At 65.3% G+C, this 20,940-nt stretch carries 22 protein-coding genes; 5 read left to right on the forward strand and 17 right to left on the reverse strand.

What is annotated here, in order from left to right; all coding sequences use genetic code 11:
- Window positions 1–4 precede the first annotated feature (4 nt).
- The 7 genes from ACFI9K_RS19545 to ACFI9K_RS19575 all read right to left on the reverse strand — a co-directional run bounded on the left by ACFI9K_RS19545 (window position 5) and on the right by ACFI9K_RS19575 (window position 5,560).
- Window positions 5–862 (reverse strand): GIY-YIG nuclease family protein, encoded by an 858-nt coding sequence (locus ACFI9K_RS19545; protein ID WP_462665041.1) that lies wholly within the window; start codon window positions 860–862, stop codon window positions 5–7.
- The gene (locus ACFI9K_RS19550; protein WP_462665042.1) at window positions 846–2,030 is read right to left on the reverse strand and encodes a DNA cytosine methyltransferase; all 1,185 of its coding nucleotides are present in this window, start codon (window positions 2,028–2,030) and stop codon (window positions 846–848) included. The genes ACFI9K_RS19545 and ACFI9K_RS19550 overlap by 17 nt, the downstream gene beginning before the upstream one ends.
- A gap of 69 nt (window positions 2,031–2,099) precedes the next feature.
- Window positions 2,100–3,053: a CopD family protein gene (locus tag ACFI9K_RS19555; RefSeq protein ID WP_462665043.1), complete on the reverse strand. Its 954-nt coding sequence runs from the start codon at window positions 3,051–3,053 to the stop codon at window positions 2,100–2,102.
- 7 nt (window positions 3,054–3,060) lie between these two features.
- Window positions 3,061–3,624: a copper resistance CopC family protein gene (locus ACFI9K_RS19560; RefSeq protein ID WP_462665044.1), complete on the reverse strand. Its 564-nt coding sequence runs from the start codon at window positions 3,622–3,624 to the stop codon at window positions 3,061–3,063.
- Window positions 3,621–4,322 carry a YcnI family copper-binding membrane protein gene (locus ACFI9K_RS19565; protein ID WP_462665045.1) on the reverse strand — a complete coding sequence of 234 codons (702 nt, stop codon included), beginning with the start codon at window positions 4,320–4,322 and terminating at the stop codon, window positions 3,621–3,623. The genes ACFI9K_RS19560 and ACFI9K_RS19565 overlap by 4 nt, the downstream gene beginning before the upstream one ends.
- A gap of 46 nt (window positions 4,323–4,368) precedes the next feature.
- Window positions 4,369–4,893 (reverse strand): hypothetical protein, encoded by a 525-nt coding sequence (locus tag ACFI9K_RS19570; RefSeq protein WP_462665046.1) that lies wholly within the window; start codon window positions 4,891–4,893, stop codon window positions 4,369–4,371.
- Between the two features lie 16 nt (window positions 4,894–4,909).
- Window positions 4,910–5,560 carry a DUF6474 family protein gene (locus ACFI9K_RS19575; protein ID WP_462665047.1) on the reverse strand — a complete coding sequence of 217 codons (651 nt, stop codon included), beginning with the start codon at window positions 5,558–5,560 and terminating at the stop codon, window positions 4,910–4,912.
- A gap of 108 nt (window positions 5,561–5,668) precedes the next feature.
- Here ACFI9K_RS19575 and ACFI9K_RS19580 point away from each other — a divergent pair, with 108 nt between their 5' ends.
- On the forward strand, window positions 5,669–7,276 hold the full coding sequence (locus tag ACFI9K_RS19580; protein ID WP_462665048.1) for a TM0106 family RecB-like putative nuclease: 1,608 nt from the start codon (window positions 5,669–5,671) through the stop codon (window positions 7,274–7,276).
- 39 nt (window positions 7,277–7,315) lie between these two features.
- Here ACFI9K_RS19580 and ACFI9K_RS19585 read toward each other — a convergent pair whose 3' ends face one another.
- The 9 genes from ACFI9K_RS19585 to ACFI9K_RS19625 form a co-directional block, all read right to left on the reverse strand.
- Window positions 7,316–8,083: an SDR family NAD(P)-dependent oxidoreductase gene (locus tag ACFI9K_RS19585; RefSeq protein ID WP_222095597.1), complete on the reverse strand. Its 768-nt coding sequence runs from the start codon at window positions 8,081–8,083 to the stop codon at window positions 7,316–7,318.
- A gap of 119 nt (window positions 8,084–8,202) precedes the next feature.
- Complete coding sequence (locus ACFI9K_RS19590; protein WP_462665049.1) at window positions 8,203–9,042, reverse strand: carbohydrate ABC transporter permease; 840 nt, start codon at window positions 9,040–9,042, stop codon at window positions 8,203–8,205.
- On the reverse strand, window positions 9,039–9,980 hold the full coding sequence (locus ACFI9K_RS19595; RefSeq protein WP_462665050.1) for a carbohydrate ABC transporter permease: 942 nt from the start codon (window positions 9,978–9,980) through the stop codon (window positions 9,039–9,041). Before ACFI9K_RS19595 ends, ACFI9K_RS19590 begins: the two co-directional genes overlap by 4 nt.
- Window positions 9,977–11,272 carry an ABC transporter substrate-binding protein gene (locus ACFI9K_RS19600; protein WP_462665051.1) on the reverse strand — a complete coding sequence of 432 codons (1,296 nt, stop codon included), beginning with the start codon at window positions 11,270–11,272 and terminating at the stop codon, window positions 9,977–9,979. Before ACFI9K_RS19600 ends, ACFI9K_RS19595 begins: the two co-directional genes overlap by 4 nt.
- A 94-nt stretch (window positions 11,273–11,366) precedes the next feature.
- Entirely contained in the window at window positions 11,367–12,383 is a 1,017-nt protein-coding gene (locus ACFI9K_RS19605; protein ID WP_462665052.1) for a hypothetical protein, read from the reverse strand.
- Window positions 12,380–13,564, reverse strand: a complete 1,185-nt coding sequence (locus ACFI9K_RS19610; protein ID WP_462665053.1) for a sensor histidine kinase — start codon at window positions 13,562–13,564, stop codon at window positions 12,380–12,382. Before ACFI9K_RS19610 ends, ACFI9K_RS19605 begins: the two co-directional genes overlap by 4 nt.
- Before the next feature lie 32 nt (window positions 13,565–13,596).
- Window positions 13,597–14,304 carry a TMEM165/GDT1 family protein gene (locus ACFI9K_RS19615; RefSeq protein WP_462665054.1) on the reverse strand — a complete coding sequence of 236 codons (708 nt, stop codon included), beginning with the start codon at window positions 14,302–14,304 and terminating at the stop codon, window positions 13,597–13,599.
- A 206-nt stretch (window positions 14,305–14,510) separates the two neighbouring features.
- On the reverse strand, window positions 14,511–15,038 hold the full coding sequence (locus ACFI9K_RS19620) for a peptidase (protein ID WP_222095604.1): 528 nt from the start codon (window positions 15,036–15,038) through the stop codon (window positions 14,511–14,513).
- 342 nt (window positions 15,039–15,380) lie between these two features.
- A complete protein-coding gene (locus tag ACFI9K_RS19625; protein WP_222095605.1) occupies window positions 15,381–16,004 on the reverse strand; it encodes a superoxide dismutase in 624 nt (207 codons plus the stop codon).
- Between the two features lie 337 nt (window positions 16,005–16,341).
- On the opposite strand from ACFI9K_RS19625, the gene ACFI9K_RS19630 reads away from it, so the two are divergent.
- Window positions 16,342–17,403, forward strand: a complete 1,062-nt coding sequence (locus ACFI9K_RS19630; RefSeq protein ID WP_462665108.1) for an acyltransferase family protein — start codon at window positions 16,342–16,344, stop codon at window positions 17,401–17,403.
- Between the two features lie 94 nt (window positions 17,404–17,497).
- Here the strand turns inward: ACFI9K_RS19630 and ACFI9K_RS19635 are convergent, their stop codons facing one another.
- Window positions 17,498–18,469, reverse strand: coding sequence for an LLM class F420-dependent oxidoreductase (locus ACFI9K_RS19635; protein WP_462665055.1), 972 nt, complete (start codon window positions 18,467–18,469; stop codon window positions 17,498–17,500).
- A gap of 277 nt (window positions 18,470–18,746) precedes the next feature.
- Here ACFI9K_RS19635 and ACFI9K_RS19640 point away from each other — a divergent pair, with 277 nt between their 5' ends.
- From ACFI9K_RS19640 to ACFI9K_RS19650, 3 genes are read left to right on the forward strand one after another with little or no spacing between them, the layout of a single operon-like run.
- Entirely contained in the window at window positions 18,747–19,097 is a 351-nt protein-coding gene (locus ACFI9K_RS19640) for a rhodanese-like domain-containing protein (RefSeq protein WP_462665056.1), read from the forward strand.
- Window positions 19,098–20,165, forward strand: a complete 1,068-nt coding sequence (locus ACFI9K_RS19645) for a DUF4328 domain-containing protein (RefSeq protein ID WP_462665057.1) — start codon at window positions 19,098–19,100, stop codon at window positions 20,163–20,165. It begins immediately after the preceding gene.
- Window positions 20,162–20,935, forward strand: coding sequence for a glycerophosphodiester phosphodiesterase (locus ACFI9K_RS19650; RefSeq protein ID WP_462665058.1), 774 nt, complete (start codon window positions 20,162–20,164; stop codon window positions 20,933–20,935). The genes ACFI9K_RS19645 and ACFI9K_RS19650 overlap by 4 nt, the downstream gene beginning before the upstream one ends.
- The last annotated feature ends 5 nt before the right edge of the window (window positions 20,936–20,940 follow it).

A 20,940-nucleotide genomic window follows, 5' to 3' on the forward strand; every position in this document is an offset into this window, starting at 1 on the left:
CGAGTCAGTACTCGCTGAACAGGTCCAACTCGCCTTCGGGTTCGGCGGCATCGTCGATGTCGTCGGTCTCGTCATCCGAGTCCGGTGCGCGCTCGTGCAGCACCGAGCCGACCAGCGCGGTGACGTCGATGGCGGCGGGATCGGGGATCGGATGGCCCTCGACGAAGGCGAGTCGCTCGGCCGACAGATAGGCCAGACGCACCGCTTGCACCACGAGGACGCGTCGTAGTCCCTCGGACACCTCGCCGCGTTCGCGAGTGACTGCAGCGAGCCGTGAGATGGTTTCGGCTCGGCGTGCGATGCGGATGTCGGGGTGGCCGCGCTCTCGGCGGGTCTGTTCGGAGATCAGCGACCGACGGAGCGACGCGGGGAGCGCGATGGGTTCCGAGACCGGCGGGATCTTCTCGTTGAGGATCGCCTTGTGTCGCGACTTGTCGATGGCTTCGAGGTAGGCCGTGTACTCGTGGGCGTTGAGGTCTCGCTCGGCAGCGCGGAAATGCTCTGCCCCATCTGACTTCTTGAGGTCCTCGTACTTCCACAGCGGCCAGATCTCGATCTCCGCGACCTCGAACACATCGAGCACTCGCATCGCCACGGCGTCGGTCCGCTGGTTGGTCAGATGTCGCTGCACCCGGACGCTGAGCTTTTCCTTGGTCTGTCCCACATAGATCGGCTCGCCGTCGTAATCGTAGAACGCGTACACGCCCCACTTGGCTGCCGACCACACCCGGCCCTGATCGTCCTTCTCGTTCAACACTTCTCGCAGTGCGGACCGAAAGGACTGCACGTCGTCCGCCGGCAGGGTGCTCTTGCGCGGCGCGACGGCCGACGACCGCAGCGAGGACTTACCGTGACTGGACATGTGCCGCGGTTGTATTCGTTGCGCTCAGTGTCCCGGTGACGAGCGGCATCAGGTAGTGCTCGGCGAGCCACGCGACCACGGGAACGCAGACGGCGTCACCGAAACCGAAGAGCGCCTGATTGTTTCGCAGGCCGTCGAGGGTGTAGTCGCCGGCACCCATCAGGCGGGCGTACTCCACCGGAGTCATCCACCGCACCTGCAATCGACCGTTGCCCATCTTGACGACCGCCTGCTTCGACGATCCGCCCCGCGCCGTACGCAAGCAGCCCGAAATGTCGTCGGGCCGAGCCTCCCAGACGGCGACACCGTTGCGAGTGCGACGGTATGCGGTGCGGTAGCTGACCTTGCGGGCCTTCTTCAGAATATCGATGCGCTGCAGCTGAATCGGCGACAACGACTGCACGAACGCCGCGGTACGGGCCGCATCCCACCACCGCTCGTCGCGGTAGTCCATACGCTCGACCAGGTTGCCCAGGCCGCTGGTCAACGGAATCGGTGGACTCGGCAGTGGTGCCCGGTGCGTCAGCAACGTCGAATCGCCGTACACCGCCTGCAACCAATCGGGCCGAAGCTCACTGTTGGGATCGCGGGCATCCTCGGGGGGATTCTGCGCACCGATCAAGAACAGGCGGGGACGTGACTGCGGAACGAAGCGTCGAGCATCGATGGTGAGGACATCCACCGAGTAGCCGAGCTCGTTGAGCTCGCGGACCGCTGCGGCCAGATCATCTCCGCCGTGACTGGTGGCCAAGCCGACGACGTTCTCGAGCGCGACCACCTCGGGGCGTGCAGCTCCGAGCTCACCCAGCACCCGCGTGAAATGCCGGAACGTCGACGAATTCTTGCCCGCGAGACCGGCTCGGCCGCCGGCCAACGACAGATCCGTACACGGAAACGACGCCCACGCCAGCGCCAAATCCTCGGGCAGATCATGACCCCGAGTAGAAGCGACATCACCGAGCTGAAAATGACCGGCATCGTCACCGAAGTGCTGGCGATACATCTGATGCTTGTCACGCTCGATGTCGTTGGCCCAGCGCACCTCGAAACCGGCCTGCTCCAAGCCCATTCGCACCAGGCCTATGCCGGCGAAGAACTCCGCGACCGTGGGGATACCGTTCACCGAGGACGCCGAAGAACCACCTGGCACCACAGTCAACTTCGGCATGCAATCAGGCTAGTACAGAACCCCGACAGGCTCGCTTGTCCGGTCATTCCGCAGGCTCCACTCCCGCGGTCAGGCAGTGGTTGCCAGCGCCGCGGCCAGGCCGAATGCCACCGCCAGCAGGCAGACGTGCGACGCGGCGCGGCCCAGCGAGTACTCCGCGGTGGACCGATGCCCGACGACGCTGGGCAACCACGTCCGACGGATTCGGTGGGCTGCTGCTACCAGGAGCACGGTGATCAAAACCTTGGCGAGAACGATTCGGCCGTAACCGGTCTCGGCCACGTCAGCGATGCTGTCCAACTTGAGCACCGCGTCCAACACCCCGGTACCGGCGACTCCGATCACGCACCAGAAGGCCACGGTGGAGTAGACCGGCAGCAGCGTCGCCCACGCAGACTTGCTGCGCAGGCTCAGCGCCATCGCACCGAGAACGCCGAGCCACACTGCCGCGCAGACCACATGCACCGCAACGGCGATGGAGCCGAACATGAACTGCGACATGTGGCCGGTGATGGGCCGCGCGACCAGGGCGAGCGAGGCGAGGACGATCACCGGAACCGGAGACAGGTCCGACTCGCGTCGGTACCCGAACACTCCGACGACGCACAGGGCGAGCGCCAGAACAACGGTCGCCGTCCCCAGCCGGCCGACGGAGATGTCTGCGGCGAACGTCGCGAATGCACTGGGCGACAGCGTGAACGGTGATCGGCCGGCGGAGTCCGCCGCGGCCGCTGCGAGCAACACGAACTCGGCGACCGCCCACAGACCCGACAGAAATCCGATCGCGCGCCACATCACCTGCGGGTCGACGGCGGGCCGTCGCGAATCGGAACTGGCGTCCATCACGGCGAGCACGCCGAATCCCAACACCACCGAACCCACCGACACCGCGATCACACGCAACCACGACGACCCGCCGGGAAATGTGGGGTACGCCAGAGCGAACGCTGCCGCCACCCCCAGCATCGACGCGGCCGCAGCGGCGAGCACGAGCCGAACGCTTCTCTCGCTCACTGCAGCCACGTCGGTGCTACTTCTGGCTCTTCGGCTTACGCAGGTCCTTTGGCTTCCGCAGCGCGAAAGTTAACGCGCCGGCGAAAGCCAGAACCGCAACCACGATCAGCACGATGTGCCCGTAGCCGCCGAGGAACCCGTCCCCTGATTCTTCCGAGGTGCCCGACGCATCGGCCGGTGCCCCGGGCGTGCCCGATCCTTCCTGAGTGAGCGTGAATGTCGCTGTGCCGCTCACCGGATGACCGTCGGCCGAGGTGATGCGGTACGCCAGGGTGTAATCGCCGACAGGGCCTAGATCACCGACGTCGACGACCACGCTCTGGCCCTCGATGCGGGCATCGCCCTTCGACCAGATGTTGCCGTCGGGCCCGACGACGTTGAGGGTGGCGAACTGCGACTGCGGCACCTCGTTGAACGACACCGAGGCCGTGCCCGGAGACGCGTCGAGCGAGGAGCCGTCGGCCGGGCTGTAGCCGGTGACCTGGGAGTGCGCCGACGCGATCGGTGCTGCGATCAGCAGAGACAGCAATGCTACGGCCGCGACGACCAGTGCCTTCGTAGTGGAAGCCAGCACCCTCATGAGCGCCGGCTCCGGACGGTTGCCCCGATGCCGAGGCCGGCACCGATGGCACCGAGAACGAGACCGGCACCAGCGATCCAGCGGGCAGTGTTGTCCGAAGCCGTGGTGTCCGAAGCAGTGGTGTCGGAGGACGACTGGCTCGACACCGACGCGTCGGCCGAGTCTGTCGGTACTCCACCGTGCGTTCCGCCGTGCGCTTCACCGCTTGCTGCGGCGAGAGTCAAGGTGGGAGCTGGTAATTCGGGCTCGCTGCCGTCTTCGGCCATCGGCTCGTTCCAGTTCACGACCTCACCGTCGGTGTAGGTCTGCGTCGCCGGGAACGAGACGGTCTCCTCCGCGGGCAGCGGACCCGCCGAGAGCAGGAACTGCTGGAACTGGCCGGGACCGACCTCGGATCCGGGATTCGCTGTCCACGTCACCGATACTGCGAGATCGGACGAGTCCTTTTCGACGGTGGACGTCCACCCCGGAATGGGCTGTGTGCGAGCAGAATTGAGGCCGGGCAGGGTGACCTTGACCGAGCTGGTCGAGGCGGTGTCGGATTCGGTGGGTACGCGGAACGTCAGGACCGAGTAGCCACCCTGTTCGGCGTCGGGAGCAGAGACGACGACGTGTGCCGATGCAGCGCCTGCGCCGATCAGCAGTGCGCCGACGGTGGCGCCGGAGACGAACAGGGCACGGGAAAGAGAACTCTTCATGAGTGTTGGGTCATTTCTGTGCAGAGATGTGGAACAGGATGTCGGGTCAGTACCGAGACATCGGTGGTCCACGACGAGAAATGGCCCAGTCCGCAGCGATACCGTGCACCGACGGCATCGCGACGGAGAACCGGACGCGACCGACGGCGGAACCGTCGGGCAGGGGAGTGAGGAGCGCGAGAACGGCACGGATGATCGACGTGATCGGGCCGTAGAGGCGTTCGGCGGTGGCGATCAGCAGTGCGGCGATCACCGACGCGGCGGCGTGGAAGGCCATCATCGCTGTGCTGGGCAGCAGCGTGTGGTGCTCGTGCATCGAGTCGGCCATGCCGCCCATGCTCAGCGCGATGTGGGCGAGAAGTTGGCCGGCCATCAGGGCGGGCAGCAGGAGTGTCGACCGTCTCGGGACGGCAGTCATGGCACCGATACCGATGCTGACGACCAGCAGAAGAGCCAGCGCAGAACCGTCGGGATAGCCGCCGCCGGCAATACCGTGCGCGGCCACCGCAAGCGCGGCAGTGACGCTGCCGACAGCTCCGCCGCGCAGCGGTGCGGCGGAGGCGTCGGTCATCGTAGGAGCAGTGCAATCAGCGCACGCCGAGGCGGGCCAGCAGATCGGCTTCGATGCCGTCGAGTTCTGCGGAGATGGCTGCGTGGGCGGTCTTGCGACGAGTGGGCGGCATCTGCTCGGACGCGCGCACCGCGGTGGTGAGATCGTCCAGGCGCTCGCTGATGGCGGCACCGAAACTCTTGGTCTCGGGATCGGAGTGGCGCGCACCGATGGTGCTCAACGACTTCTCGGCCCCGGCGATGCGGGCACTGAGCTTGCCGCCGTGTCCGGTGTACTCGCTGAGCTGATCCGGTGCGACACCGAGCTGCTGCGCCTTGCGGCTGTCCAGCTGCCCGCGAACCACCGTGGCCGCGCGGTAGGCGATGGGTGCCAACACCGGCAGCAGCAAGCGCGCGATCCCGAGGTACTTGCGGATCTGCGCCACGTTGAGCGTGCCCGCTGCGGCAGCCTTCTGCTGCGCCCGCAGAGCCGAGACCTGCGCCTTTTCGACGTTCTTCTGCGACTTCGCCTCCACTGCACTGAGCTTGCGCTGCGCCTTGGCGATCGACTTCAGCTGCTTGCGCTCGTTTTTCGCGCCGAGCTTCGCCTCCAGCGTGGCCTTGTGCTTGAGAGCCTTGGCCTCTGCCTTGCGAGTGGCACGGCCCTTACGCTTACGGAACAAACCCATCGACAAGGCTCCTGACATGTACTGCTCGGCGGAAACGGTGCGTTTCTCACACCTTATCGGGCGCTGACGCGTGCAGGCTGTCGGAGGGCTGACCTAGTGTCTTGAAGTGTGAACGGTCAACGAGGTGCGCCAGGCTCATCTCCCGTGCTGCTCGACGCCGGATCGTTGACGCGCTGCCGTCATCGGCTCTATCTCGATACCGCCTACGGATCGTTGCTGCGCGGCGAACCCGAGAATCCGGGAGTTCGTCAACGCCGGGAAGCAGCGCAGGCGCATCGCGAGAACATCCGCCTGCAGTTGGCCGTGGACGATCCGATGAAGTGGACCGAAATCGACGAGCCGACCGCCCGTGCCGCAGCCGCGGCCACAGTCGCGGCCTGCCGGGCCGGAGTCGAGCGGATATGGAACGCAGTGCTGCCGCTCGAGCGCGATACCGGCCGGCGCGGGCGTAGCGAACTTCTGGTGCGCGACGCGTCGGGCGGATACATCCCGGTGATCGTCGTCAACCACAAGGTCACCGATCCGGGGCGCGGCGCTCGAACCACATCGCTGACGCAGTGGGCCCCGGCCGTCGACGAGACTCGGAAGGTGCGCAGTCAGTTACGCGACCAGCTTCGGCTCGCTCACCTGTACCGCATGCTGGCCCACGAGGGATTGGCAACGACCACGCCCGTCGGCGGCGCAGTGGGTTATCGCGGCGACTGCATGCTGGTCCATGATCTGACGACGGTGCTCGGCGAATACGACACACGCTTTGCGGATCGGCTCGCCGTAGCCGACGGCAGTGCGTTCACCGTTCCCTCGCAGGTGAGCGAATGTCGTTCGTGTGCTTGGTGGTTCGATTGCAAGCCGCAGTTGGTCGCCGTCCGTGACGTCTCGCTGGTCGCGTCCGGATCTCGGGCGGACGTGCTGCGCTCTGCGGGTGTGCGCACCATCGACGAGTTGGCGCAATGGACCGGTCCGGCCCCGGATGAGTGGCCTTTCGGAAACTTCGACGACGCGGTGTCCGCGGCCCTGGCCTGGCGCGCCGACGTTCCCCTCTTGCGGCGTTCGGAGACCGTCTCGGTTCACCGAGCCGACGTGGAAGTGGACGTCGACATGGAGAGCTACCAGGAACACGGCGCATACCTGTGGGGCACACTGCTCACCGAGGCAGGCGGTCCGCCGCCGACGTACCGGGGGTTCGTCACCTGGGATCCACTGCCCACCGTGGACGAGGGGCGTTCGTTCGCAGTGTTCTGGAACTGGTTGATGGATACCCGAGACGATGCAGCAGCACGCGGCAAAACCTTTGCGGCATACTGCTATTCGCGTCAGGCCGAGGACAAGTGGTTGCTGGACTCGGCCCGCCGGTTCGCGGACGTCCCCGGGGTTCCCACCGAGGCGCAGATACGCGAATTCATCGACAGTGAGCAGTGGGTGGACGTCTACCAGGCCGTCAGCGATCAATTCATCTGCCCGAACGGCAAGGGGCTCAAGAAGATTGCGCCCGTCGCGGGTTTCGCCTGGCGCGACGACGAGGCAGGCGGCGAGGCGTCGATGGGCTGGTACCGCGAGGCCGTCGGGTACGACGCGGAGCCCGATCACACCCAGCGCGAACGGTTGCTGGTCTACAACGAGGACGACGTGCTGGCGACGAAAGTGTTGCGCGAGTGGATGACCGACCGCGCCGAGAATGAGATCCCAACGGTGGCGGACTTGCGCGCTCGGGCGTGACCCCGCGTCGAGAAGCCGGGGTCACGCGCGAGGGGAGCTCTAGCGCGGTGCCATCCGGATCGCGCCGTCCATGCGGATCGTTTCGCCGTTGAGGTAGTCGTGCTCGGCGATCATCTGCACCAACTGGGCGTATTCGCCGGGCTGAGCCAGACGAGACGGGAACGGCACCGACGCCTCGAGACCCTGGCGGTATTCCTCGGTGACACCAGCGAGCATCGGGGTGTCGACGATGCCGGGGGCGATGGTGTTGACGCGAATGCCCACCTGAGCCAGGTCACGAGCGGCGGTGATGGTCATCGCGTGCACGCCGCCCTTGGAGGCGGTGTAGGCGATCTGGCCGATCTGGCCCTCGAACGCCGCGACCGACGCGGTGTTGATGACAACGCCGCGCTGGCCTGCGTCGTCCACGGTCGACTGCGACTGCATTCGGTTCGCGGCCAACCGCATCACGTTGAACGTGCCGAGCAGGTTGATGGTGATGACGGTGCGGAACAGCTCGAGATCGTGCGGTCCCTTCTTGGACAGGATGCGCCCTGCCCAGCCGACGCCCGCGCAGTTGACGACGATGCGCAGAGGCACACCGGATTCGACGATGGTGTCCAGTGCCGCCTCGACCTCGGCCTCACTGGTGACGTCTGCGGGCAGCAGTGTCACTCCGTCCGGGACGCTGTCGCCGGCCCGCTCGATGGACTGGGGCAGGTCGAGGCCGAAGACGGTGACGCCTGCTGCGGCCAGACGTGCGGCCGTTGCGGCACCGAGGCCCGACGCCCCACCGGTGACAAGTGCTGCTGTTCCTGAAATCTCCACGTCGTACGATCCCCTTCGCTCACGGTGGCGGGCCGCGGTACAGGCTGCGACCTCGTAGTCGCTTGCACCATAACCGGCGGGACACCTCACCGACCCCTCAGGCACCCCGGAGCGCAGGCCTACTTGATTCCGCTGCGCGCGAATCCGGCGATGAAGTACTTCTGGAAGAACAGGAACAGCAGCGCCATCGGTACCACGTTGATCAGCGCGAACGCCATGGTTGCGCCGTAGTCGCTGTTCGCCTGGCCCTGCAGGTACAGCAGGCCGATCGGCAGCGTGAACAGCTCGTTCTCCCGCAAAGCGATCAGCGGCCACGCGAAATCGTTCCACGATTGCAGCAGGCTCATGAAGGCGAGGACGGCGATCAGGGGACCGGACAGGGGCAGCACGACGCGACGAAAGATCTGCCAGTGCCCGGCGCCGTCGAGTCGAGCCGCCTCGAGCAGCTCACGAGGTATGCCGAGCATGAACTGGCGTGCGAGGAACAGCCCGAACGCCGACGCGGAACTCGGCAAAATCACCGCCCAGTAGGTGCCGTACAGGCCGAGCCCGACGACAATCCGGAACAGGGCCACCATGATCACCTGCACGGGCAGCACCAGCGTGGCCAGGGCGATGAAGAACAGCGGTGTGGAGAAGCGGAACTTCAAGTGCGCGAACGCGTATCCCGCGAGCAGACTCGTCACCACGGTGATGATCGTGACGACGACGGCAATGGCGATCGAGTTGCCGAGCCACGTCGCGACCGGGAACGAATCGAACACGCGGGTGACGTTCTCCCACGTCACCTGACGCGGCCACAGTCGCAGCTCGCCGCCGCCCAACAACTCGCCGCGAGTCGAAAATGCCACGGCGAGCATCCAATACAGCGGCGCTATGGTGACCAGCCCGATGACGGCGATGATGACGGTGCGCAGCACCAGGGCTCGGCGCGCGGACGCGTTTCTCGGCCCGCTCATTCGACCAGATCCTTCGTTCGGCTCGCGCGCCACTGCGCTGCGGCGAAGGTGAGGGCGAACAGGAACAGCACCATGCCGATCGACGCGGCGTAACCCTGATCGCGGGTGACGAAGCCCGTCTCGTAGGCGTACGTGACCAGCACGGATGTGGCACCGCCCGGTCCTCCACCGGTGAGTACGAAGACCAGATCGAATACTTGGAACGAGTAGATGACGTTGAGCACCAGCAGGAAGAACGAGGTGGGGCCCAGCAGCGGAACCGTCACGTTGCGGAAGCGTTGAAATGCGTTCGCGCCGTCGAGTCGCGCTGCCTCGTACAGATCGGGACCGAGGCCTTGGAGCCCGGCCAGATAGATCAGCATGTTCAACCCGGTGCGCCACCACACCGTGGCGATCACGATCGATGCGAACGCCGGTCCGGGGGAGGACTGCCAATCGATGGCAGGCAGTCCGAGGAAGCTCATCAGGTTGTTGAGCACGCCCGAGTTCTGGTCGAACACGAGAATGCCGATCAGACCGGTAGCCACGCCCGAGACGGCCATCGGCAGGATCACCAGCGAGCGCCACAACGGCCGCGCGGGCAACGCAGAGTTGAGCAGCACCGCAGCGATCAGACCGAACAGCATCGACAGCGGAGTGACCAACGCAGTGAACACCAGGGTGTTGATCAGCGCCCGCCAGAACAGCGGATCCTCCACCAGGCGTGCGTAATTGGCCGCTCCGACGAATTCGCCGGCACCGAATCCGTCCGTCTGCTGCAGGCTGACGACGAACGCGGCGACCAGAGGAACGAGGACGAATACGGCCAACAGGGCGTAACTGGGAGCGAGGAATCCGGCGGCCGCGAACGCTTCTTTCCTGGCTCCGGCGCGCTTGGTGACGGTCTTCTGCTCGGCCACGGGCTTCTGCTGGGCCTCGGTGCTCGGTGTGGCCGTCATGCTCCGGTGACCCCGGCGATTCCACTCTGCAGTGCCGACACGGTGGCAGCGGCGTCCTGCGAACCCGCGAACGCGAGATCGAGCTGCTCCTTGAGAACCGGGATGATCCCCGACATCGACGGCGACGCCACCTGGGCTGCGTCCTGCGGCTGCACTGTGGTTGCCTGGGCGGCAAAGATCGGAGCCAGTTCCGAGCGGATGTCGAATTCGAGGTCCGAATTGAGCAGGTCCGTGCGCGTGGGCAGCAACGACGCGGCTCTGCAGAAATTACGCATCTGTTCCTGTTGGGTGACGAATTCGAGGAACGACGCCGCCAACTCCGGCTGCGAGGTCTGCGACGTCGCCACCAGTGCGTTGCCGCCGAAATCGCCGCCGCCCCGGCGATCGCGCGGTGCGTAGGTGGCCGTCCAGTCGAAACTGGCCGTCGCATCGGCGTCGGGCAACTGGAATGCACCCGACCACACCATGGCCACCGACTGCGAGAACCACGCCTCGCTGGCGTAGCTCGACGAGGCGATGGTGTTGTTGGCCGGCCCGTAACCCTTGGAGAAGAAGGACGACGAGAATTCGACGGCCCGGCGAGCCTCGTCGGAGTCGATCAGCGGAGTCTTCTGGTCCTCGGCCAGGAAGGATCCGCCGGCCTGGAACAGCAGGCTGAGCCAGCGAGTGACACCGTTGCCCTGCCAGTTGTAGGCCCACGGATACTTGTCGGCCGGAAGCGAGGAACGCAGTCGATCGCCGATCGACGTCAGCTCCTCCCACGTCCAGGCGTCCTCCAGGGTTGTCGGGACGGAGTCGATACCGGCCTGCGACAACAGGTTTCGGTTCACCAGAATCGCGGACGTATCGGTGTGGTGCGGCAGGCCGTACGGGATTCCGCCGTTCTGCACCGCGGCCCACGCCGTCGGCGTGAATTGATCCCGGGTGTCCGACGCCAACAGCGGCGACAGATCCAGTAGCTGTCCGCGGCCGGCATATGCGCCGAACGTGTAATACGGAACGCGGAAGATGTCGGGTGGATTGCCCGCCTGGAGCTGAGCGTCGATGTTGGTGAACATCTGCTCGTACGGCACCGCGTTGAGGGTGATCGTCGACCCGGGATTGGCTGCCTCGAAGGCGCTGATGGAGTCGCGGAAGCCGGCCAGCTCGGCGTCGGTGCCCCACGTGGTGAATGTCAGTGTGCCTTCGGCCTGCTGCGACGGGCTGGACTTGACGAAGCCGCATCCGGCCAACAACAGGGGCACCGCGGCGGCACCGGATCCGATCAGAAACGATCGACGATCGAGAGGCATGGCGTGGCTCCATTCACCGGCGGCAGTACAGACCTACTGGTCCTTAGTGGTCCGGCGAAGGGTAACCACGACGACACCAGCCCAAACCCGGCAGTCAGAGCCTGATGCGACCGGTGTCGTCGTACTCGATGCGCTGCGCGTTGTCGCCGAGGTCGTCGAGCAGAAGGGTCGCCGCGACATCGCGTCCGGGAGGCAGGAGCCGGACCGTCACCGACCCGGCCTCGGCCGCATCGAGGCTGTTCGACGCGGCAGCCACGATGCGATCGCGTGCGGCGTCGTCGAGCACAGCCGGGGCGCGGTCGTCGAGCATCATGACCTCGACCCCGCGGGCTCGGGCCGATCTCGCTGCCCGAGCGAGTTCCGGTCTCACGAGACCGCGAGCGCGGAGGGAATCGCGCAGCTCCGCTTCGAGCAACACACACGCGAGGACTTCCTCGTCGGTGGGATCGGGGCCGTCGGCTATGCGCTGAAGTAACGGGCGGGCCAACGCGTCGAGACTGGCCAGACGCGCGTCTCGTTCTTCGAGGACGGCGGCGGCTCCGGCCTGGGAGGCGATGCGCACCGTGGACTGCGTTCGCAACTCGAAGATGGCTGCGGCCAGGGGTCGAATGGTGAATGCGAAGAACGTCGCCATCAACAGGGGCGCGATGTTGATGGCGCTGAAGGACAATCCGTAGAGGAAACCCTGGCCCGTCGCGACCGCCCACCCGATGGCCACCGACATCGTGAGCGCCAGCCCGAGCCACGCGGCCAGGGTGCGCCCGCGTACACACATGAAGGTGTAGATCACCACGGACATCCCCAGGGGCCAGGTCTGCAGGCTTCCGTTGAGGGGCACAGGCAGCACGGCGAAGACGAGGGCCGCGGCAACTGGACCCGACGCCGTCAGAAAGGCCGTCGAAAGTGACCCCAGCGGATCGCCCGGTGCGCCGAGCAACACGGTGACGGCTGCGGAGAACACGAGGACCGCCGCATACGGTGGCCATACTGCTGATACCCCGTCGAGCGTCGCGCTCGCGCACACCGCACACGCCAGAACGTAGAACACCGCGACGGCATACGCGGCGGTCGACTTCATCGACAGCAGGTCGCGGATGTCCTGGCCGTTCATCGTTTCCATCCCAATGTCACGATGGTGCCGGTGCCGGAGGAATCGATCTCGGCTGATCCGCCGTCGAGCTGACGCATCCTGCCTTCGATGCTGACGGCGAGGCCGAGTCGGTGGGGAGGCACCGAACGCCGATCGAAGCCGATACCGTCGTCGCGCACGGTGATCTGCACCGTCGATGGAGCCAGTACGGCGGTGACCGACCGCTGCGTTGCTCTGGCATGAATCAGACTGTTGCGAAGCGCTTCTGCCAGTGCACCAGCGATGGCTCGTACCGTATCGGCGGGATAGGCCTCCGTGAGTTCGAGCGCGCCGTCGTTCACGGTGAATTCGATCGACTCGTCGACTGTCATTGCGGCCGAACGAAGCTGAGCGAGAGCTTCATCCGCCGAAAACCGGTCCGAGACGGTACCGGTGGTCAGATCGTCGAGGTGCGCGAGCGCCGACCTGGCCTGCCGCGCCAGACTCGGGGTGCGCCCATGGCGCGCCACTGCGAGGAGCGAGGACATGACCTCGTCGTGGATCAACGCGTCGAACCGCTCACGCTCGACCTCGCGCGCGGATGCTGCCGCGGCTCTGGCGGCGTCGTCATGAGCTGAGGAGATGGTGGCGTCGAGGATGCGCCCGGTACGCACCGCGGCGAGCGTGGCGGCCACGAATACCGTGCAGAACATCAGTGCGAAGAAGATCTCCGCGACGATGTTGCTGCGGGGAAATGGTTCGCGCACAGCCTGATTGGCGTACTGGACGATAACAACACTGACGGTCATATGGACGAACGCCGGGACGGGGTTCCATACCGTCGCAGCCGCGAGCGCGGCAAGGCCGGGAAACGCCGCGAGAAATATCCCGGCCTGATCGAAGACGGAGCCGTCCCAGGCCACCCACCACAGGAGAGCCATGATCGGGAATGCCGACGCCGCAATCGAACCGGCGATCCGGATGGCAGTGATGCTCGGATGGAAGGTGGACACTCCGAAAGCGATACCGCTGCCGAAGACGACCACCACGGTCACCGGAGTCCACCAACCGGGAACTGTTTCGCTACTGCGTCCGATGTCCGGTATCAACAGCAGCAGATAGATGAGATAGCCGGTACCGACGAAGCGGCCGAAAATCCTGATGAGTCGATCCGTGGAACGGTGGGCTGCATCAGCACCGGCCACCAGCTGCTCGTCGTCCATTCACCCCTCCGATGCAGGAGTGTAAACCAAGGTCAGGCGGTTTCGGTGGTGCTGTGCTTTTCCAATTCCTGCGGTGCGCTGCGGCGGGTTCGTCGAAGGAACACGGAACCCACGACGAGGGCGGAGAGCACGACGACCACTGCGGCCGCGATGTACGGCGCCGACGTTCCGGGCATCAGGCCCTCGAAGAACAGGACGGCACCGAAGACGAAGAACAGGATTGCTGCGCCGTACTGAATCGTGCGCTCCGGCAGATGTTTTCCGAGAACGGCACCGACCACGATGGCGAGCGCATCGGCCGCGACCATGCCGATCGTCGAGCCGATCCACACGCCGACCCAGTCGTTGTCGGCCGCGAGAGTGACGGTCGCCAGCATCGTCTTGTCGCCCAGCTCGGCGAGGAAGAACGCGGACGCGATGGCCAGGAAGGCAGATTTGGTGACGCGAGAGGCCTTTGCGCCTTCGTCGTCGGACAGGGAATCGCCACGCAGCGTCCAGAGTCCGAACACGACGAATGCGATGCCACCGACGATCGAAATCGCCTCGGTGGGGATCGATACGCCGAGGAAGTGACCGACGGCGACCGACACGAGGTGGACCACCGTGGTGGCGACCGTGATACCGCCGATGACGACGTACCACTTGTAGCGCAGTGCGAATGTCATGGCCATGAGCTGGGATTTGTCACCCAACTCGGCCACGAAGATCACAGCGAAACTCAGCAACAATGCGGACAGCACAGCAGACTCCTCGGTCGTCGAACGGACCGAAGGTCTCGCCCACCGGAAGAACCGGTTCAGGTGCCGGGTCGCACTGAAGCGACCAGTATGTCGACACGATGATTGGGGGCTACTCCCCTTCGCTGCAGCAACTTTAGGTACCGCGTCGCGAATTGTCCAATGCGGCAATAAGTTTGGGAACCCGAAAAATTCTGTACGGGCAGCGGTCAGGACGCGAGAAGCATGGCCAAAACTGCGGTGTCGGGATCGCTGATCGGATCGAGGCCGACCCGACTGACCATCGAGGTCACCGTGCCGTCGGATTCTGCTTCGACCCATGCCGCGCGATGGTCGAGGCCGAGGTGGGGCAGGCCGGGCAGTAGCACGCAACCGGACGCCGCACCGGCACATTCCGGAAGCGAGGGCGTCGTCTCCGACGGCGGATGCAGCATCAGCAGAGCAGCAGGTTGACGATCTGCGAAGCGACCGGGAGACAACGCGAAATCGCCGATCACCGGACCCTCGGCGACAACCAGCCCGATCGTTCCCGGCTCCGGATCCTCGGGCAACTCCTCACGCACGCCGAACACCGTCGACGTCGCCAACAGTCCTGGCATCGAGGCAACCCGCACGGCCAGGGCGAGAAATTGAGCCCATTCTTTCGTGGTGTCCGGCCAGCGGCCCGAGATCACGAAGCCGCGGAGCAGACCGGCGGCGTGAAAAGGCGAGACACCGATGAGATCTCGATCGTCCATTGCGCATCCTCCCAGACAGGTACGAGGCAGAAGCCGGGTACACGACGTTGGGTAAAGAGAAGGATGACGCGAAAGTGGCTGGCACACAAGAGAGGGAGAGTGCCAGCCGAAAACGTGGCTCACCCACGGTGTACCGAGACAGGTCCACGTGATATCGGAGCCCGAGACCCCGCGCAGGACGACGTGCCGCTCCGAGGAGCTCGCGACGCCCGACCACGGTGTGACGTCGATCCGGTCGGTGCCCGCAGCCGGGAGGCTATGACCGAGAGAAACGAGACAGGGCCACCGCGTCGAACGCGGTGGCCCTGTCTGCGATTGCGCGTCGTGCGGCAATCTCGAAACCTACGGGAAGATCAGGCCCGGGGTCTTCGACGTGGCGGCCTCGAAACGAGCCTGGACGTCGGCCCAGTTGACGACGTTCCAGAACGCCTTGACGTAGTCGGCCTTGACGTTCTTGTACTGCAGGTAGAAGGCGTGCTCCCACATGTCGACCTGCAGCAGCGGAATGATGCCCAGCGGCACGTTGGCCTGCTGATCGTAGAGCTGGAAGGTGAGCAGCTTCTTGCCCAGCGAGTCGTAGCCGAGCACTGCCCAGCCCGAGCCCTGCAGGCCGTTGGCGGCTGCGGTGAACTGTGCGCGGAACTTGTCGAACGAACCGAACTGGTCGTCGATCGCGGCACCGAGGTCACCCTCGGGCTTGTCGCCACCGTTGGGAGAAAGGTTCTTCCACCAGATGGAGTGGTTGACGTGGCCACCGAGGTGGAACGCCAGGTTCTTCTCGTGCAAGAAGATGGATGCATGGTCGTCGTTCTCGCGCGCTGCGGCGAGCTTTTCGAGGGCGGTGTTCGCGCCTGCGACGTAGGTGGCGTGGTGCTTGGAGTGGTGCAACTCGTTGATCTCGCCCGAGATGTGCGGCTCGAGGGCGGAGTAATCGAAATCAAGGTCGGGCAAGGTGTACTCGGACACGTGGTTCCCTTCTCTAACGACGCCGTACCCATCGCGTGATGCGGGCACGTTCGTCCTACTGCGGATCTTTCGTAGGGTTCAACCCAATCTCATTCGTACCCCTTGTGCAACCGTTGTAACCGAGATGCTTTTCTCGGAATAAATTCACGTGAACAAGACAGTGGGACCCCGTGCTGTGAATTCGCTCCGAATATCACGAAACAGTTGCGGACCGGCTCTGAATTGGTCTTGAAGTTGAACGGAACCTAAACTCCAGGGTGTGGAAGGGGACCGACCGAGCCGAAATTCGGTCGAGAACTCCGCCGTCGCAGAGCGTGTTGTCGCACCCCGAGTTCAGATGAACGGTGCGGACCTACTCCGCGTCATCGCCGTGTGTGCCGTCCTGTACTCACATATTTCGTTCTATCTGATCGACGACATCGGCGGTGGCTGGTGGGTGATCGACGTGGTGGACACGGTCCTCATCCAGGACGCGGGCCTCAACCTGCATCTGTCCTTCGTCGGCGTCAGTATGTTCATGCTGCTCACCGGCCTGCTGATCACCCGATCCGCGATGCGGCACTCGCGTCGAGACTTCATGGTCGCGCGTCTCGCACGCCTCGTCCCCGCACTCTGGTTCGCCATTGCGCTGGCCGTCGTCCTCGTCAAGCTCGGCCTCAACGGAATGTTCAGCGGACAACCCGGAATCACCAACGGCGAGGCCGTGCTCAGCTTCTTCCTCGGCGGCTTCTTTCTGACACCCGAAGTCGCCGTCCTCGGCGTCACCTGGACGCTCGTCGTACAAATCGTGTTCTACCTCTACTGCGTGACCATGCGCGGTGCGCTGCGGACCAGGCCCATCGTGGTGCCGCTGGTCGGAGCGGCACTGTGCGCAATGGTCATCGCCTACAACCTCTACCTGCCACAGCCGTACACGATCCCGTTCCTGACAAAGGTCGCCGGCGTACTGCCGACACTGTTCCTCGGCCAGATCATCTACCTCGGCTGGGCGAAACTGGTCGACTGGCGATGGGTGGTCCTCGGCGTCATCGCGCAGATCGAAGTGATCCGACTCGCCATCGACGTCCACACCTTCTGGATGGGCGACACCTACCTGTGGACCCTGCTCGTCGTCACCGGCGGCGTCCTGACCCTCGCCCGATACGACGGACCGATCACCCGCTTGCCCGTCGTCCACTGGATCGGCACCCGCAGCTACGCCATCTACCTGATCCACACCCTGGTGCTCTACCGCATCTACGCCACCGTCGAACCGCACCTGGGCCCCAGCGCCGCCGTGCTGGCCTTCCTCGCCGGAACGGCAGCACTCGCCGAAATCATCTACCGCTGGATCGAACTGCCCGCGGCCCGACACATCAGCGCGACATACGCCCGCCTACGCACTCGCTCCGCCGCCTGAGCGAGACCCCCTGGGTACTCAATGTGACATTCGGTGGCCTTTTCGGCGGTCGATGTCACATCTAGTGCACTTCGGTGGGTGGGCTCGGCGAGCGTCAGAGCTGCGGGAGGACCTCGGAGGCGACGAGCTCGAGGTGATCGAGATCGGTGAGGTCCATGGTCTGCAGGTAGACCCGAGTGGCCCCGACGGCTCCGAAGCTGCCGATTTTGTCGACCAGTTCGGCTGGGCTGCCCGCAGCGCCGTTCTCCCGGAGCTCCGATACCTCACGGCCGATAGCGGCGGCGCGTCGAGCGATCTCTTCTTCGGTACGGCCGCAGCACAGGACGAGGGCGTTGGAGTAGACGAGGGAATCGGGGTCGCGATCGGCGGCGGTGCAGGCGTCGCGGACACGACCGAACTGCGTCTCGGTGTCGGCCAGCGAAGCGAAGGGGATGTTGAACTCGTCGGCGTACTTCGCGGCGAGTGCCGGAGTGCGCTTCTTTCCGCCACCGCCGATGACGATGGGCGGATGCGGGGTCTGCACCGGCTTGGGGAGAGCAGGGGAGTTCGTGACGGGGTAGTGCGTGCCGTCGTACGAGAACGTGCTGCCGACGGGGGTGTCCCAGAGTCCGGTGATGACGGCCAGCTGTTCTTCGAGCCGGTCGAAGCGCTCACCGAGCGGCGGGAACGGAATTCCGTAGGCCTTGTGCTCGTCCTCGAACCAGCCGGCTCCGAGGCCCAGGTCGACGCGTCCACCGCTCATGGCATCCACCTGGGCGACGCTGATGGCGAGCGGACCCGGGTACCGGAATGTGGCCGAGGTGACGAGTGTGCCCAGACGGATGGTCGACGTCTCACGGGCCAAGCCGGCCAGCGTGATCCACGCGTCCGTGGGTCCGGGACCGCCGTCGCCGCTCATCGCGAGGTAGTGGTCGGATCGGAAGAACGCGCCGTAGCCGAACTCCTCGGCTGCCTTCGCGACGCGGAGTAGATCGTCGTACGTGGCACCCTGTTGCGGTTCGGTGAAGACGCGTAACTCTACGGACGGGATAGGAGCCTGCGGAGCGACCTGCGGTGGGTGAGTCATATTCGCCAGCGTAAACAGTGGGTCCACAGGACCGCAGACGGTCGCTGTGTCAAATCACCATCGATCCACAACCCGCGTTGGTACTCGGTACACCGCGAGACGAACTCGACGCCCTGACCTGTGGATAGAAACCGGCACGGGCCCCGATTCTGTGCATCAACCTGTGGATACTGTGGATAACTTCTGTGACGTGAGTGACGTAGGTCATAGCTCGATGCGACTCCGGTGGCCGGGACACGGGTGGCAGCCCCGCGCGAAGCCGTGACAAGATCGAGGTGTGTCTCACCCCGAGCAGCCGCCCGCCGTCACCCTCGACCGACTCCCGTCGCCGTTTCCCGAGACGGCAATCCTGCTGGACGTACGTGAAGACGACGAGTGGCAGGCCGGGCACGCGCCCGATGCAGTCCACATCCCGATGGGCGACATCCCGTCTCACGCCGGTGAGATCGACAATCAGTCCGAGGTCTACGTCGTCTGCAAAGCCGGTGGTCGGTCGGCACGCGTTGTCGAGTACCTGAACCGAGTGGGCTTCGAGGCGATCAACGTCGACGGCGGAATGCTCGCCTGGCAGGCCTCAGGTCGACCGATCCAGCGCGACGACGACACCCACGAACCGAGAATCATCTAGATGACGGCACCGCAGGGCCGTGCACAGGCTTTCCAGGTCTGTGCCCGCTGCAGCACTCGCTGGACGGTGGGTGCACGGCCGGGCACCTGGTGCCCTCGCTGCCATGGCGTCCTGCTCTCGCCGGTATCGACCAGGGCACCCGCGCAAGGCCGTCGAAACTTCCGTTGGGTTGCTCGCCCTGCTACCAGAAGTTCCAAGGCCGTCCGCCCGGCTGTCGCCGCTGCCCCCACCCCGACGCCGCACTACGATTCGACGCCTACCTGGGGCTTGCGTGACATCCCGCGCGACCCGGCTGCGAATCGACCGGTGGGCCGCGTCGAGCAGTACTCCGCGAACGCGCAGATGCTCGTCGTCGTCACCGCGCTGCTGCTCGCTCTCGCCGCGTTCGCCGAAGCGTTCCGGTACGCGATTCTGGTGTACAACCGCACCCGGTTGGTCTCGCCGATCACCCTGGCCACATCCGACGCGTTGGTGTATTTCGCTCAGGTGGGTGCACTCGTCGTCGGCCTGTTCGCACTCATCGGCTCGTCGTGCTGGCTGATCCGGCAACGCCGACTCGCTTTTACTGCAGCAGGTGCGACCGAGCCGCGGTCGGTGCGATGGATGCTGCTGTTGTCGATGCTGCCGCTGGTGCGCATCGTCCTGCCTGGGGTTTACCTCACCGAGCTGGCCCGCCTGCGAGGCGACACCGAGGCCGACGTGCACCGCGAACTTTTGCTGGTACGAATCTGGTGGGGTGTCTGGGCCGCGAGCAACGCCTTGGTCGTCGTGCAACTGCTGTGGAATCTGCAGAGCAGCTTGCAAGCCAGGGCCGACGGAGTTCTCCTGTCGGCAATCGTCGCAGCGGTGGCAACCTGTTCGGCGGTGCTCACCCTGGCGGTGATGCGCCGGTTCGAGGGTCGCACGCTGCGTGGATCGGCTCTGGCGCGCCCGACCCGCTGGGTGATCGCGACCGGCAAGGCTCCCGACAGCAAGGCCGCCGACAGCAAACCCAACGGCACCGAGCGCCCCGAGGACGCGCCGGTCGAGCCCGTAAAGCGTGAGCCCGAGGCTGTGACGGCGTCGTGAGTCCCGATCGCCGCGGTCCTCTGGTCGTCGCGCACCGAGGAGCATCGGCAGCGAAGAAGGAACACACCCTCGCGGCCTACGACCTCGCACTGCGGGAGGGAGCCGACGGCGTCGAGTGCGATGTCCGACTGACCAAGGACGGTCGGATCGTGTGCGTGCACGACCGCCGCGTCGACCGAACCTCGAACGGCACCGGAATCGTCAGCGAGATGAATTTCGCCGACCTCGCCGCGCTCGACTACGGCGATGCCGACGAACCAGCGGAACTTCTGACCCTGCACGATCTCATCGCCCTCGTGCTGGACTGGAACAGCAAGCCGGTCAAGCTGTTCATCGAGACCAAGCATCCGGTGCGCTTCGGCTCGTCCATCGAGAGCGCAGTGCTCGAGGAGCTGCACACGTTCGGTATCGGTGCGCCTGCATCGGCCGACCATTCGCGTGCGGTCATCATGTCGTTCGCGCCCTCGGCGGTCTGGCGCGTGCGGCGCTCTGCCCCGATGCTCCCGACGGTGTTGTTGGGCGACAGCTCCCACTACCTCGGCGGAGGGGCGGCGACGACCGTCGGTGCCACCGCGGTCGGACCGTCCATCCGTGCGCTGCGCGAGCACCCGAGCATCATCGACCGCGCTGCCGCGTCCGGCCGGGCCAGCTACGTGTGGACCGTCGACGAGAAAGAGGACGTGGACCTGTGCCGCGAACTCGGTGTCGGATGGATAGCCACCAATCACCCCGGCCGAACGCGAGCCTGGCTCGAATCGAAGAACGTGTAGGTTTT

The organism is Rhodococcus sp. PSi06 (assembly GCF_054960675.1).